Annotated in this window: 15 protein-coding genes; 7 read left to right on the top strand and 8 right to left on the bottom strand. The window is 68.3% G+C overall.

Annotation, left to right across the window (positions count from 1 at the left end; all coding sequences use genetic code 11):
* Nucleotides 1-85 precede the first annotated feature (85 nt).
* From ACQI46_RS06545 to ACQI46_RS06525, 5 genes are read right to left on the bottom strand one after another with little or no spacing between them, the layout of a single operon-like run.
* Nucleotides 86-826, bottom strand: a complete 741-nt coding sequence (locus tag ACQI46_RS06545; protein ID WP_427093153.1) for an SDR family NAD(P)-dependent oxidoreductase — start codon at nt 824-826, stop codon at nt 86-88.
* Nucleotides 827-838: 12 nt separating this feature from the next.
* Nucleotides 839-2449, bottom strand: coding sequence for a dipeptide ABC transporter ATP-binding protein (locus ACQI46_RS06540; protein WP_427093152.1), 1611 nt, complete (start codon nt 2447-2449; stop codon nt 839-841).
* On the bottom strand, nt 2446-3330 hold the full coding sequence (locus ACQI46_RS06535; RefSeq protein WP_427093151.1) for an ABC transporter permease: 885 nt from the start codon (nt 3328-3330) through the stop codon (nt 2446-2448). The genes ACQI46_RS06540 and ACQI46_RS06535 overlap by 4 nt, the downstream gene beginning before the upstream one ends.
* A complete protein-coding gene (locus ACQI46_RS06530; RefSeq protein WP_427093150.1) occupies nt 3327-4301 on the bottom strand; it encodes an ABC transporter permease in 975 nt (324 codons plus the stop codon). The genes ACQI46_RS06535 and ACQI46_RS06530 overlap by 4 nt, the downstream gene beginning before the upstream one ends.
* 1 nt (nt 4302) lies before the next feature.
* The gene (locus tag ACQI46_RS06525; protein ID WP_427093149.1) at nt 4303-5841 is read right to left on the bottom strand and encodes an ABC transporter substrate-binding protein; all 1539 of its coding nucleotides are present in this window, start codon (nt 5839-5841) and stop codon (nt 4303-4305) included.
* A gap of 130 nt (nt 5842-5971) precedes the next feature.
* Between ACQI46_RS06525 and ACQI46_RS06520 the strand changes: the two genes are divergently transcribed.
* A complete protein-coding gene (locus ACQI46_RS06520; RefSeq protein WP_427093148.1) occupies nt 5972-6505 on the top strand; it encodes a hypothetical protein in 534 nt (177 codons plus the stop codon).
* 6 nt (nt 6506-6511) lie between these two features.
* On the opposite strand, the gene ACQI46_RS06515 is transcribed toward ACQI46_RS06520, so the two are convergent.
* The 3 genes from ACQI46_RS06515 to ACQI46_RS06505 form a co-directional block, all read right to left on the bottom strand.
* Nucleotides 6512-7597, bottom strand: a complete 1086-nt coding sequence (locus ACQI46_RS06515) for an SAM-dependent methyltransferase (RefSeq protein ID WP_427093147.1) — start codon at nt 7595-7597, stop codon at nt 6512-6514.
* Nucleotides 7598-7702: 105 nt separating this feature from the next.
* Entirely contained in the window at nt 7703-8332 is a 630-nt protein-coding gene (locus ACQI46_RS06510; protein ID WP_427093146.1) for an MBL fold metallo-hydrolase, read from the bottom strand.
* Between the two features lie 92 nt (nt 8333-8424).
* Entirely contained in the window at nt 8425-9510 is a 1086-nt protein-coding gene (locus ACQI46_RS06505; protein ID WP_427093145.1) for an S-(hydroxymethyl)mycothiol dehydrogenase, read from the bottom strand.
* A gap of 46 nt (nt 9511-9556) precedes the next feature.
* Here ACQI46_RS06505 and ACQI46_RS06500 point away from each other — a divergent pair, with 46 nt between their 5' ends.
* The 6 genes from ACQI46_RS06500 to ACQI46_RS06475 all read left to right on the top strand — a co-directional run bounded on the left by ACQI46_RS06500 (nt 9557) and on the right by ACQI46_RS06475 (nt 14872).
* Nucleotides 9557-10324: a dioxygenase family protein gene (locus ACQI46_RS06500; protein ID WP_427093205.1), complete on the top strand. Its 768-nt coding sequence runs from the start codon at nt 9557-9559 to the stop codon at nt 10322-10324.
* Between the two features lie 28 nt (nt 10325-10352).
* Complete coding sequence (locus tag ACQI46_RS06495; protein WP_427093144.1) at nt 10353-11960, top strand: LuxR C-terminal-related transcriptional regulator; 1608 nt, start codon at nt 10353-10355, stop codon at nt 11958-11960.
* A gap of 87 nt (nt 11961-12047) precedes the next feature.
* The gene (locus ACQI46_RS06490; RefSeq protein ID WP_427093143.1) at nt 12048-13124 is read left to right on the top strand and encodes a class I SAM-dependent methyltransferase; all 1077 of its coding nucleotides are present in this window, start codon (nt 12048-12050) and stop codon (nt 13122-13124) included.
* On the top strand, nt 13121-13516 hold the full coding sequence (locus tag ACQI46_RS06485; protein WP_427093142.1) for a homocysteine S-methyltransferase family protein: 396 nt from the start codon (nt 13121-13123) through the stop codon (nt 13514-13516). Before ACQI46_RS06490 ends, ACQI46_RS06485 begins: the two co-directional genes overlap by 4 nt.
* Nucleotides 13503-14036, top strand: a complete 534-nt coding sequence (locus ACQI46_RS06480) for a homocysteine S-methyltransferase family protein (protein WP_427093141.1) — start codon at nt 13503-13505, stop codon at nt 14034-14036. Before ACQI46_RS06485 ends, ACQI46_RS06480 begins: the two co-directional genes overlap by 14 nt.
* A gap of 11 nt (nt 14037-14047) precedes the next feature.
* Complete coding sequence (locus ACQI46_RS06475; protein ID WP_427093140.1) at nt 14048-14872, top strand: serine hydrolase domain-containing protein; 825 nt, start codon at nt 14048-14050, stop codon at nt 14870-14872.
* The last annotated feature ends 40 nt before the right edge of the window (nt 14873-14912 follow it).

Here is a 14912-nt window from a genome sequence, read left to right as displayed (position 1 = left end):
CCCCGGTGGCGCCGATCTCCCGCGTCCTGACGGGTAGCCCGCGACCGCCTGCGCGGCGTGTTCGCGCCGGTGGACGGCGCGAAAGTCAGCCTGCGCCTTTGCCGTTGTCGACGCGGTACACCGCTCCGTGGACGGCCGCGGCGTCGTCACTGGCCAGGAACGCGATCGTCTTGGCGACGTCCGCGGTCGCCATGAACCCGCGCGGCGAGGCGATCCGCATGATCAGATCCCAATCGGCGTTCTCCGGCGCCTGGAACTCCGTCGTCTGCGCGGTCGGCATCCCGCCGGGGCAGATCGCGTTGACGCGCAACCGCTCCTTGGTGAACTCGACGGCCAGTGCCCGCGTCAGACCGACCAGCCCGTGTTTGGCGGCGCAATACCCGGCCGAGTACACCTCGCCTTCCACGCCCGCAATCGAGGACACGTTGACGATGTTGCCGCCGGTCTCCAGCAGGTGGGGCAGCGCGGCGCGGCACAGATAGAACGGCCCCGTCAGGTTGACGGCGAGATCGTTCTCCCAATCGTCGTCGGACATCGTCGGGGTGTGGCGCATCTGGTGGAAGCCGGCGATGTTGGCCAGCACGTCCAGTCGGCCGAAGTGCGCCACGCAGTCCTCGACGGCCTGCCGGCAGGCCTGCGGCGAGGTGATGTCGACCGACGCGAACGTCGCATCAGGCAGGTCGGCGAACACGTCCGCCATCAGGGCGGTGTCACGCGCGATGCCGAAGACCTTGGCTCCTCGTTCGGCGAACAAAGTCGCGGTCGCGGCTCCCAGACCCGCCGACGCCCCGGTGACCAACGCGACTTTGCCGCTGAGCTGACTCATGCGTCGACTTTCTCATGGCGTCGGTCGCACCGGTGGCACCGCCGCCAGGAGTGCGCGGGTGTACTCCTGTTCCGGCGCGGAGAACACGTCGTCGGCGGGCCGGTTCTCGACGGCTTCGCCGTTGCGCATCACCAGCACGTCGTGGCTGAGTTGGCGGATCACCGCGAGGTCGTGGCCGATCAGCAGATACGTCAGTCCGAGTTCGTGCTGTAGCCGCGCGAGCAACTCCAACACCCGGGCCTGTACGGAAACGTCCAGCGAGGCGGTCGCCTCGTCGAGGATCAGCAGGTCCGGCTCGGCGGCCAGCGCGCGGGCGATGCTGACACGCTGACGCTGACCGCCCGACAGTTCGTGCGGATACCGCTGCGCGAACGACGTCGGCAGTCCCACCAGGTCGAGCAATTCGGCGACTCGTGCCCTGCGGGCGCTTCGACCGTCGGCCAGGCGATGCACGATCAGCGGTTCGGCGATCGATGTCTCGACGGCCGCGCGCGGGTCCAGCGAGGAGAACGGGTCCTGCAGCACCAGTCCGATGCGCCGCCGAAGTGCCTTGGCTGCACGGCCTTTCGCCGTGAAGATGTCCACCTCGCCGAGAGTGGCCGTCCCCTTGTCCGGCGTGACCAGCCCGGTCAGGCAGGCCGCGATCGTCGACTTACCCGAACCCGACTCACCGACGAGACCCAGCGTGGTGCCCTGCCGGATGCTGAACGAAACGTCCTTGACCGCATGGACTTTGGAGCGGCCCACCGGCGTGGACACCGAGAACTCGACGTCGAGGTGCTCCACCTCGAGCAACGGTGGCGCCGACGGCACGGGGTCGGGCCCGGCGCGGTCGACCACCGGCCGGGCGGCCAGAAGGTCGCGGGTGTAGTCCGCCTGCGGATGGTCGAAGATCGCATCGATGGGCGCCTGTTCTACGGGTACACCCTCGCGCAGCACGGTCACATCGTCGGCCACCTGCCCGATCACCCCGAGGTCGTGGCTGATCCACACGACCGCGGTGCCGAAGTCGCGCTGCAGTTCTCGGACCAGCTCCACGATCTGCGCCTGTGTCGTGACATCCAGTGCGGTGGTGGGCTCGTCGGCGATCAGTAGCTCCGGATCGCACGCCAGCGCGATGGCGATCATCACCCGCTGCCGCTGTCCGCCGGACAGCTGGTGGGGGTAGGCGTGCAGGCGGGTCTGCGGGTCCGGGAGTCCGACCGCTTCGAGAAGCTCCAGCGCTCGACGGCCGGCCTCGCGGCGCGTCATGCGTTTGTGCGTTTCGAGCGACTCGGTGATCTGACGCTCCAGGGTGAGCAACGGGTTCAGTGACGTACCGGGGTCCTGGAAGACGAACCCGATGCGGGCGCCGTGCACGCTGCGCAGTGTGCGGCCGGTGGCGCCGACCAACTGCACCGGCGCCTCCCCGGCCAACGTGCTGCTTCCCGATACCCGGGCGCCCGGTGCGTCGAGCAGACCGGTGGCGGCCAGTACCGTCATCGTCTTGCCCGAGCCGGATTCCCCGACGATGCCCACGGTGTGCTCGCGGTGCACCGCGAACGACACCCCGTCGACGATGGTCTTGGCGCCGATCCGCACGCCGAGGTCCTCGACCCGCAGGACAGGGGAGGAGTCGGTCATCGCTCACCCCTGCGCGCTTCGACGGTCGTGCGCTGCTTCGGATCCAGGACGTCACGCAGGCCGTCACCGAACATGTTGAACGCCAGCACGATCACGAAGATCGCCGCACCCGGGAAGACGGCCATCCACCAGGCCATGGTGACGAACCCCTGGGAATCGAAGATCATCCGGCCCAGCGACGGCTCCGGAGGTTGAATTCCCAAGCCCAGGAACGACAGTGCGGCTTCGCTGAGGATCGCGAACGCCAGCGACAGCGACGTCTGCACGATCAGCGGCCCGGCGATGTTCGGCAGTACGTGGCGGCGCAGGATGTACAGGTCGCCGCTGCCCATCGCACGCGACGCCGATACGTAGGGCTCGGTTCGCACACCGAGCGTGCTCGCTCTGGCCACCCGCGCGAAGATCGGTGTGTAGACGATGCCGATCGCCAGGATCGTCGTCGTCACCCCGGGACCGAGGATGGCCACCACGGCCAGCGCCAGCAGCAGTACCGGGAACGCGAACATCACGTCGATGAGCCGCATCAGGACGGTGTCCAGCCACCCTCCCCGGTAACCGGCGACCACACCGACCGTGACGCCGACCAGTACCGCGAACACGACACTGACCACGGCGATGCGCATCGACGCCTGGGTCGCGACGAGGACGCGCGAGAAGATGTCGCGGCCCAGTTCGTCGGTGCCGAACCAGTGCGACCCACTGGGCGGTTGCAGCGCGTTCGGGACGTTGATGTCGTTGACCCCGTAGGGCGCAACCCAATCGGCGGTCACCGCCACGACGGCGACCACGAGCAGCACCAGCGCACTGATCAACGTGCCCGGGTTGCGGGCAAGCAGCCGCCACGACGACGTCCGACCGGGTTCGGTGTGGTCCGTGGTCATCCGAGCCGGATCCTCGGGTCCACCACCGCATAGAGCACGTCGACGAGCAGGTTGATCAGCAAGAACAACGCCGCGATCAGCAGCACCGCCCCTTGGATCAACGGATAGTCGCGCGCCGCGACGGCGTTGTACACCAGACGGCCCAGCCCGGGCCACGCGAACACCACCTCCACCACGATCACGCCGCCCAGCAGAGTGGCCAACTGGATGCCGGTGATCGTCAGGATCGGCACCAGCGCGTTACGCACGGTGTGCCGCAACGTCACGACGCGAGGGGAGAGCCCCTTGGACCGTGCGGTGCGCACGTAACCCATGGCGGTGACGTCGAGCACCGCCGACCGCACGTACCGCGTCATGATCGCCCCGGCCACCACCGCCACCGTCAGCGCCGGTAACACGATGTGGCGCGCCCAGCCCACCGGATCGTCGAACAGCGGCCGGTAACCCGACGTCGGCAGCCACCCCAGCGTCGTGGAGAACAACGCGATCAGCAGGATCGCCATCCAGAAGTCCGGGACAGAGACCCCGAACTGGCTGGTGATCCGCACGATGGTGTCACTGATCCGGCCTTCGCGCAGCGCGGAGTAGATCCCCGCCGGCAGGGCGAACAGCAGTGCGAGCGCGATGCCGACGATCCCGAGCGACAGGGTGGCCGGCAGGCGTTCGAGCAACGTGACCGTCACAGGGTCACCGTTACGGAAACTGACCCCGAGATCACCGGTCAGTGCCGACCCGAGATACGCGAAGAACTGCACGACGATCGGACGGTCCAGGCCGCTCGCCGAGCGCAACGCCTCGTAAGCCTCCGGGGTGTAGCGGGTGCCCAGCGCGATGCGGACGGGGTCGCCGGGCACCAGATGCACGAGGGCGAACACCACCACCAGAACACCGAGCAGCACCACCGCGGAATAGACAAGCCGACGCGCGACGAACCGGGTGATCGGGTGGGTGACCAGTCGGGGGAGCGCCATGTCAGGTCGCGTCCTCACTGTCGAAGCCGGCGCTGCGGAACCGAACCGCGCCGTCGCGGCGGGCTTCATAGTTCTTCAGCGCCGGATTCCACGCCTGAATCACCGACGGGTTGTACAGGTAGATGTAGCTGACCTCGTCGGCGATCAGCGTCGCGGCCCTGGCGTAAGTGTCGAAGCGCGCGACGGGGTCGGTTTCGACGCGACCGGCGTCGAGCAGCCGATCGACCTCGGCGTTGGAGAATTTCTGCGCGTTGCTGGTGCCGTCGGTGTGGTGCTGGGCGTAGTAGAAGTCGTCCGGGTCGATGTTGCCCAGCCAGCCCATCATCAGCATGTCGAAGTTGCCCGAGTTCTGTTCGTCGAGCCAGGTGGCGAAGTCCACGGTGCGGATGGACACCGTGATGCCCAGCGGCGCAAGGTTGTCGGCGATGATCTGCGCTGCGGTCACCGTCTCCGGATACTCGGTGGTGACGAGCATGTCCATGCTGTTCGGTGTGGCGCCGCTCTGCGCCAACAACTCTCGGGCCTTGTCGAGTCCGCCGTCGTCGTAGCGGTCATACGGCGTGTACCACGGATTGCCTTCCGGGATGGCCAGTTGATTGGCCTGCGCGGTGCCGTAACTGGTGGCCGCGACGATCGCGTCGCGGTCGATGGCGTGCGCGATCGCGCGACGGACCCGCACGTCGTTCCACGGTGAACGTGCCTGGTTGAGCGCCAGATACCAGTAGTCGTTGCTGGGCGTGACCGCCAACGACAACGAGTCGTCCTCCCGCAACTGGGAAACCCGCTGCGGTGGAACCGAATCGGTCCAGTCCACCTCGCCGGCCTGCAGCGCCGACAACGCGGTGGACGGCTCGGAGATGAAGCGGAACGTCACCCCCGTCAACGTCGGAGCGCCACCCCAGTACCGGGGATTGGCGCTCAACACGATCGAATCACCGCTCTTCTGCCCGCGGAAACTGAACGGGCCGGTGCCCACGGGATGCGTGGCGATCTGCCCGCTCTCGACGTTGCGACGCGACACGATCGCCATCCCCTTGAACCCGCCGAGGTTGGTCAGCATGTTCGGTGTCGGGCGCGACACGCGGATCACCACGGTCATCGGGTCCGGTGCTTCCACCGCGGTCACGGCGCTGAACTTGTCGACGTTGGTCAGTTGCTCGTCGATGATGCGGCGGTAGGAGTAGACGACGTCGTCGGCGGTGAACGGTGACCCGTCGTGGAACGTCACGTCCTCGCGCAACCGGAACGTCCACGTCAGCTCATCGGGGCTGACCTCCCACGACTTGGCCAGTGCGGGCTGCATCTGTAGGTTCTCATCCGGTTCGACCAGCGTGTCGAAGACGTTCTCGAGCACTTCGAAGGAGAAGTAGGCGGTGGTCTTGTGCGGGTCGAGCTGATCTGGCTCCCCGGCGATCGCGGCCACCAAACTGCCTGCGGCGCCTTCACCGAGGTCCACCCGCTGCCCGGTCGAGCAGCCGGTCAGCACAGCCACCAGCGCAACGACAACGAGAACAGCGGTACGCGCCGCCGTTCTCGTCATGTGCATCACCCCGGGACTCGAGCTTGCCCCGGCACCTCTACCCGATGTCCCGACCGGACAAACACGTGACTGATCGCCATCCCGACTGGGATACTGCACAAACCGTCTGCGTTCGCTGAAGGGAACAACCGTGAAAATCCTGCGGGGTGTGGCCACCGTGTCGGCCGTGCTGACCGTCGTCCTCGGTTTCGCTGTCGGCTCCGCGACGTCCGCCCACGCCGCCGACGTGATGGAAGGCGTCTACACCTACACGCCTGCTGACGGCAAACCCGGAACCTGGACGATCTACCCCACGTGTGTGCCCGTCGTCGGGGACCTGCGCGAACCGTTGCACCTGCCCGTCGGCTGCACACTGCACGTCGCCGGCTCCGAAGGGGCGCCTGGCGGCGACGCGATCCTCGTCGGCGGACTGTGGAGCTTCAGCACCCCGACCGCCAACGGCATGAAGTGTCCGGACGGCACATGGGCGCCCACGGTCGACACCCTCTCGTTCGACAACGTGACGATGTCCGGAACCCGCAGCATCGCCCACAACGGCAACTGCGGATTGCAGCCGGGCATCATCAAGTCGCCGTTCACTCTCGCGTACCGTGAGCCGCTTGCCCTCCCGGTCGACCGTTACCCGCTGATCTGCGAGCCGGGAGGTCTGCGCCGCTGCTTCTGAGCGCGGTCAGGTCCTCGGGCGCTTGGACAACACCACGTGCGCCTGCGGGATCTGGCTCGGTTCCGGAGCGGCCGCCAACCGTTCGGCGACAGCCTTCTCGAGCCGGTCGAAGAACTCTGTGGCGCGCGGATCCGCGGTACCACCGTCGAGTGCGTTCAGCAGCGCCGGAAACACCGACGCCCGCGCGAACTCCGCCCAGCGCGTACCGAATGCCTTCGAATCCTTGTCGGACTCGTAGCGGCGCCAGTACCGGTCCTCGGCGTCGAAGACCTCGAGATGCTCGATCTCCAGGCCCTCGAAACGCCCCGACGGCGCGAACGGCGCCGCGAAATCCGCCGCGCGCCGGGCGAACGTCGGAATGCACATCTGGGTCACCTCGCGGGCGTGGATCAGACCGGTGCCGGCAAGCTCGTCGAGCGCATCCACCATCGCCGAGAGCAGCGGCCGGAACCCGAACTCGCCGTCCTCACCGATGGCCATCGTCATCACCACCAGACGTCCGCCCGGGCACAGTTCCCGGCCACGGAACGCGATGAACTCGTGCCAGTCGCGCGCGGCCTGCTTGGCGTACGCCGCGCGCACACCCTCGTCCTCGCAGTAGGCGACCTGGATGTGGCCGTCGATGACCGCGGGTGTCTGGCTCAACCACTGGATCGCCCACGCGCTCCATCCCAGATGGACACTGTTGGACGGCAGGATCTGCGAGTAGAACGAGCGACCCACCGCAGTCGCGAAAGTGGCGCGGTCCTTGCGCAGGTAGGTGTCGGGGTCTTCTTCCAACGTGCGGAACAGCGCCGTGAAGTCGTTGTCCGGACGGTCGGTGTGGGCCACCAGCACCGAGTGCTCCGGACGGGTGCGGCCGCGTAACACCGACAGCGCGGCGCCGATCGGCAGCAGCGAGTTGTGTCCCGTCGCCGCACCGTAGTCGGCGAGCACGATCGGCTGCGGCGGAGCAGGCAGCGGCACCGCCGCCGCAGCCCGCTCGAAGACCGCGATCGCCTGTGACAGTCCGGCGGCCTGCAGCCGGGACGCGGCCGTGTAGGTGCCGCTGTCCATGGGCTCCGGCCGCACGACGATGCTGGATTCGGGCATCGCGACCTCCGGGGGCGTCGGGACAATCCGTTGCCTACGACGGTAGCCCGGGCGCGCGCGTCGCGCCGCCGAAGCCGCGGTCAGTGGCCCACTTTGATTGGCAGCTCAGCTGCCGCGGGCCACCCACTCGTCGTAGTTGACGATCTCGTCGCCCACGGTGGTCGAATCCCCGTGCCCCGTGTAGACCACCGTCTCGCCCGGCAGCTTGCCCAACCGACCGGAGATGGACTCCAGGATCGTCGGGAAATCGGAGTACGACCGGCCCGTCGCACCGGGGCCGCCCTGGAACAACGTGTCACCGCTGAAGACCGCGTTCAGCTCCGGCGCATGCCAGCACACCGAGCCGGGGGAGTGCCCAGGGGTGTGCAGAGCGCGCAGCTCGGTGCCGGCCACGCGGATGGTGTCACCGTCGGCCACCGAACGGAAATCCTTGTCCGGGTGGGTCATTCGCCACAGCACATCGTCAGCCGGATGCATGAACACCGGTGCGTCGAGCGCGGTGCCGAGTTCCGGGGCCACGGTGATGTGGTCGTTGTGGCCGTGGGTGCAGACCACCGCCACCACGTGGCGGCCGCCGACCGCCTCGATGATCGGCTCCGCGGAGTGCGCGGCGTCGAACACCACGACCTCCTTGTCGTCGCCGACGAGCCAGATGTTGTTGTCGACGTCCCAACTGCCGCCGTCGAGTTCGAATGTGCCGCTGGTGACCAGCCGCTGGATGGGTCCGCCGTTCATCGGTGTCCTCCCTGGTTTGGCCAACTCATCAGTGCCGAATGTTCTTCGCGCAAGCGCTCATCAGCGCTGCATGTTCTTCGCGCAAGCGCTCATCACAGAACTACCACGGAACGCAGCACCTCGCCCGCGTGCATCTTGTGGAACGCGTCCTCGATCTGATCCAGGCTGATGCGCTCGCTGACGAACTTGTCCAGCGGGAACCGGCCCTGCAGATACAGGCTGATCAGGGTGGGGAAATCGCGCTCGGGCAGGCAGTCGCCGTACCAGGAGGACTTCAAGGATCCGCCGCGGGAGAAGAAGTCGACCAGCGGCATCTCCAGCTTCATGTCCGGCGTCGGCACCCCGACCAGCACCACGGTGCCGGCGAGGTCGCGCGCATAGAACGCCTGCTTCCACGTCTCCGGCCGGCCCACCGCGTCGATCACGACGTCGGCGCCGTTCCCGTCGGTGAGGTCCTGGATCGCCTCGACCGGATCCTGTTCCTTCGCGTTGACGGTGTGGGTGGCTCCGAATTCGCGGGCCCACTCCAGCTTCCGGTTGTCGGTGTCGACAGCGATGATCCGCTTGGCGCCGACCAGGGCCGCCGCGGCGATGGCCGCGTCACCGACGCCGCCGCAGCCGATGACGGCCACGGTGTCGTCACGGTTGACCGCGCCGGTGTTGATCGCCGCGCCCACGCCGGCCATCACGCCGCAACCGAGCAGACCGGCGGCGGCCGGGTCGGCCGCTGGGTCGACCTTGGTGCACTGACCTTCGTGCACCAGCGTCTTGTCGGCGAACGCGCCGATGCCCAGCGCCGGAGTCAGTGGGGTGCCGTCGGTCAGCGTCATCGGCTGTGCGGCGTTGTGAGTGTCGAAACACAGGTGGGGACGTCCGCGCTTGCACGCTCGGCACTGCCCGCACACCGCGCGCCAGTTCAGGACCACGAAATCGCCGGGCTCGACATTGGTCACGCCCGTACCGACCGACTCGACCACTCCGGCGGCCTCATGGCCGAGCAGGAACGGGAACTCGTCGTTGATGCCGCCCTCGCGGTAGGTCAGATCGGTGTGGCACACACCGCACGACTGGATGTCGACCACCACTTCGCCCGGCCCGGGGTCGGGGATGACGATGTCCACCACCTCGACCGGTTGAGCCTTCGAACGTGAGATCACACCGCGCACAGTCTGAGTCATGCCTACAACCTATATCGGGCACACTGGGGATGTGCCGCCGGACAGGATGCCTGTGCTGTATCTGTCACACGGCGCTCCGCCGCTGATCGACGACGCGCTGTGGGTCTCGCAGCTGCGTTCCTGGGCGCAGGAGATCCCGCGGCCCGCAGCCATCCTGGTCGTCTCCGCGCACTGGGAATCCGCACCGGTGACGATCGGCTCGACCGACTCCACCACGCCGCTGACCTACGACTTCTGGGGCTTTCCGGAGCACTACTACGACGTCACCTACCCGGCGCCCGGAGCCACCGGCGTCGCCACGGAGGTGGAGGCCCTGCTCGCCGATGCGGGTCCGGTGCAGCACGACCCCGACCGCCGCCTCGACCACGGCGCCTACGTGCCGCTGACCGTCATGTACCCCGACGCCGACGTCCCGGTGCTGCAGATTTCGCTACCCACGCTGGACCCCGGGCAGCTGCTGCAGTTCGGCCGACGCCTACAGACGTTGCGCGACCACGGAGTGCTGATCATCGGATCCGGCTTCACCACACACGGGTTGCCGTTCCTCTCGGACTGGACACCGGAGGCGGTACCGCCCGGCTGGTCGGTCGAATTCGACGCGTGGACCCAGGAGCGCCTGGCCGCCGGTGACCTCGACGCACTGATCGACTTCCGCCACCGGGCCCCCGGCATGCCCTACGCACACCCGACCATCGAGCACTACGCGCCGTTGTTCGTCTCTCTCGGCGCCGCCGACGACCCCGGCCACCCGCCCCGTCAAGTCATCGACGGCTTTTGGATGGGGCTGGCGAAACGCTCCATCCAACTGTCCTGAACTGCCGGAACGCGCGATACTGGAGCCGATGCTGGCTTCCACCGACACCGACCTGTTGGGCGCCGCGCGCGATGCGCACCGGCGGCGGGACTGGCACACCACCTATCAGGCCTACGAGCTGGCCGCCCGCCATGCCCCGCTGCGCACCGACGATTTGGATGCGTTCGCGTTCGCGGCGTGGCGGCTCGGCCACATCAAGGAGTCGACCCGGGCTGCCGAGCGCGTGTACGCCGATCTGACCCGGACCGACTCGACGGCCGCGGCGATGAAGGCCAACGACTTGGCGCTGGCGTGGCTGGTGCGTGGGGACGTCAACATCGCCCAGGGCTGGATGAACCGGTCGCGCCGACTGCTGGCCGGCGCCGAGGACAGCATCGCCGACGGCTATCTGGTCTACCTCGACGCGGTGGTGGCCGCGGTGACGCAGGACTTCGACGCGCTGCGCCGACACGTGTTGCGGTTGCGCGAACTCGCCGACCGGCTGGACAGCCCGGCGGTCACCGCGCTGGGACTGATCGCTGCGGGTATCGATGCGATCCTGCACGCCCGCACCGCCGAAGGCTATGCGCTGATCGACGAGGCGATGCTGCCGTTGATGGCCGACCAGGTGCCCATCGAATGGGCCGGCGACCTGTACTGCATCGTGCTGCACCACTGCTACAAGCTGGCCGACCTCCCGCGGTTGCGCTCCTGGACGCAGTCGATGGAGCAGTGGTGCGGCCTGTCGGGATCGGTGCCCTACGGGGGCGTCTGCGACGTCCACCGCCTGCAGGTGCAGATCGGCACCGACGACTACCGGGTGCTGGAGAGTCGCCTGGCCTCGGCCAGTCGCGCACTGCAGGACGTGAACGGCTGGGCAGCCGCCGAGGGCTTCTACCAGCTGGGCGAAGTCCGGCGCCTGATGGGCGACTTCGACGGTGCCGCCGACGCTTTCGCGCGGGCCCGCACGCTGGGGATGGATCCGCAACCCGGTGAGGCGTTGCTGGCGTGCCGTCGCGGTGACGTCGCCGCGGCATGGACGGCAATCCGGGTGGCGCTCGCCGACGGCGACCGGCTGGCCCGGGTGCAGCTGCTGCGCGCCGCGGTGCAGATCGCGCTCATCCGCGATGCCCTCACTGAAGCCGAGACCTACTGCGGCGAACTGGAATCCGATGCGACCGCGTTCGGTACGCCCGGATTCCGGGCCTGGGCGGCACATGCCCGCGGAGCGCTGCTGGTCCGTCGCGGCGCCTTCGACGCGGCGTTACCGCTCCTGCAGGAGGCGTTGCGGGAGTACCGGGTGCAGCAGAGCCGGTACGACACGGCCGAGGTCTACGAATGGATCGTGCTGGCGCGCCGCGGACTCAGGCAGGAGGACGCCGCGGCCGCCGACGCCGCGACCGCCGCTGCGATCTACTCCCAACTGGGTGTGAACGCCGCCGGTGTCTGCGGGTCGGCGGTGCCGGGGCTACTGACCCGCCGCGAATGCGAGGTGCTCGCCCGTATCGCTATGGGCGCCACCAATCGACAAGCGGCGCAAGAACTGTTCCTCAGCGAGAAGACCGTCGGTCGTCACCTGGCCAACATCTACGCCAAGATCGGCGTGTCGTCGCGGACCGCAGCCGTCTCTTGGGCACGCGACCACAACGTCATCTGATCTGCATCATTCGCCCCACGGCCGGTCGGAGAAAATGCATCGCGTAACCGATGACGACGGCGGCCGCGCGGCTTAGCGTTGCTGGTCATGACGACATTGCAGGACCCTTCCACGGGCGGCACCACAGAAGAATTCGCCGAACGGATCGTGGGCACCATCGACGCGGCCAGCGTGGCGATACTGCTGTCCATCGGCCACCAGACCCGACTGTTCGACACCCTGGCCGCGCTGCCACCGGCCGACAGCGCGCAGATCGCCGACGCCGCGGGACTCAACGAACGCTACGTGCGGGAATGGCTCGGCGGCGTGGCCAGTGCCCGGATCGTCGACTACGACGCTGCCACGCGGACCTATTCGCTCCCGCCGTACCGCGCAGCGGTGCTGACCCGCAACGCGGGCCCCGACAATCTGGCCCGCGTCGCGCAGTTCATCCCGCTGCTGGCCGAAGTCGAACAGAAAGTCATCGCCTGCTTCCACCACGGCGGCGGACTGTCGTATGCCGAGTACCCGCGCTTCCACACGCTGATGGCCGAGGAGAGCGGCGAAGTGTTCGACGCTGCTCTGGTCGACGTGATCCTGCCGATGGTCGACGGGTTGCCGGCTCGGCTGGCCGCCGGTGTCGACGTCGCCGACTTCGGTTGCGGCAGCGGGCATGCCGTGAACGTGATGGGACAGGCGTACCCGGCCAGCCGGTTCGTCGGGGTCGACTTCTCCGACGAGGGCCTGGAAACCGGCGCCAACGAAGCGCGCCGGCTCGGGCTGACCAACGTCACGTTCGAACAAGCCGACGTCGCCGCTTATGAGCGGGCGGATGCGTTCGACGTCGTCACCGCGTTCGACGCGATTCACGATCAGGCTCACCCGGCGCGCGTGCTGTCCAACATCCACCGCGCATTGCGGCCGGGCGGGGTGTTCCTGATGGTCGACATCAAGGCATCGACGCGGCTGGAGGACAACGTCGGGGTGCCGTTCGCGCCGTACCTCTACACCGTCTCCACGATGCACTGCATGAGCGTGTCGCTCGGGCTGGACGGCGACGGGCTGGGCACCTGCTGGGGCCGCGAGCAGGCCACCGCGATGCTCGCCGACGCCGGCTTCGACGACGTGACCGTGCGCGAGATCGACACCGACCCGCTCAACTTCTACTACATCGCCCGAAAATGAATCCGACGGTGTTCGTGACCGACGGCGGACTGGAGACCGAGCTGGTCTTCCACGACGGCCGCGACCTCCCGGCGTTCGCCGCGTTCCCGTTGCTCGAGCAAGCCGACGGTTGGGCGCGGCTGCGCCGGTACTACGACGGTTACCTCGACATCGCCCGTCGCCACGGAACCGGCTTCGTCGTCGAGACCCCGACCTGGCGGGCCAACCCGGACTGGGCCGCCCAGCTGGGTTACTCCGCAGCACGCCTCGACGCGGTGAACCGCGCCGCCGTGGAGCTCGCCGAAGAGGTGCGTTCCGCGGCCGCCTGCGGACGGGGTCGCGGCTGTCGTCAGCGGTTGTGTCGGTCCGCGCGGCGACGGCTACGACCCAGGAACGGTGATGACCACGGCTGAGGCCGAGGACTACCACGCGATGCAGATCGGGACGTTCGCGCAGACGTCGGCGGATCGGGTCACGGCGATCACCATGACCAACGTCGCCGAGGCGATCGGGGTGGTGCGCGCGGCCCTCGCCGCAGGCATCGCGTCGGCCGTCTCGTTCACCGTCGAGACCGATGGCCGGCTACCGACCGGACAGCCGCTACACGAGGCGATCGAGCAGACCGACGCCGAGACCGGCGCCGCGGCCGCTTTCTTCATGGTGAACTGCGCGCACCCGACCCACTTCGGCGCTTCGCTCGGTCACGACGGGCCGTGGCGGCACCGGGTGGGTGGGCTGCGGGCGAACGCGTCGGCGCGCAGCCACGCCGAACTGGACGCCGCCACCGAACTGGACGAAGGCGATCCCGACGAGTTCGCGGCCGGGCACGTGGCGTTGCGTCGTCGACTGCCGTCCGTCACTGTGCTCGGCGGGTGTTGCGGCACCGACGCCCGCCACGTGGCCGCGCTGTGCGCGGCGTGGGGAGCCGATTAGGCTCGGGCGCAATGAGCGCTCTCGACGTGCTGGCCGACTGGCCGGTCCCGACTGTCGCTGCCGCGGTGGTCGGGCAGGACGGCGTCATCGCCCGCCACGGCGACACCTCACGCACCTTCGCGCTGGCGTCGGTGACCAAATTGCTGGTCGGTCGCGCCGCGCAGGTCGCCGTCGAGGAAGGCGCGGTCGATCTCGACACCGAAGCCGGTCCACCCGGCGCGACCGTGCGCCATCTGCTCGCCCACGCCGCCGGCTACGAGATGACGTCGTCGAAGGTCATCGCCGAGCCGGGCGCGCGGCGGATCTACTCGAACTACGGATTCACGGTGTTGGCCGAGACCATCGAACGGGCCTCGGAGATCCCGTTCTCGGATTACCTGCGAGAGGCGGTGTTCGCACCCCTCGGCATGAGCGGGACGTCGTTCGAGGGTGGTGCCGAGGCGGCGGGCTACGGCGGCACCTCCACGGTCGACGACCTCGCCGTCTTCGCCGGCGACCTGCTCGCCCCGGCGCTGGTGTCGGCGCCGATGCACGAGGAGGCCACCGGCGTCGTATTCGAGGGACTCGACGGGGTGCTGCCGGGCTTCGGGGTGCAGCGGCCCAACGACTGGGGGCTGGGTTTCGAGATCCGCGGCACCAAGTCCCCGCACTGGACCGGGGCAGGTAACTCGCCGCGCACGTTCGGCCACTTCGGCCAGTCCGGGACCTTCCTGTGGGTGGATCCGGACGCCGCATTGGCGCTGGTCGTGCTGACAGATCGCAAGTTCGGTGACTGGGCTCACGAAGTCATGCCGGAGTTGTCTGACAGAACTCTGAGAGAGTGGGGACCGGACTAGCGCAACGTCCGTCCCACAAGGCACAATAGACCCGCAAGCC

This window comes from Mycobacterium sp. SMC-4 (genome assembly GCF_050205565.1).
Taxonomy (GTDB): domain Bacteria; phylum Actinomycetota; class Actinomycetes; order Mycobacteriales; family Mycobacteriaceae; genus Mycobacterium.
The sequence above is the reverse complement of the archived record's forward strand: the minus strand, read 5'-3'. Positions and strand labels throughout refer to the sequence as shown.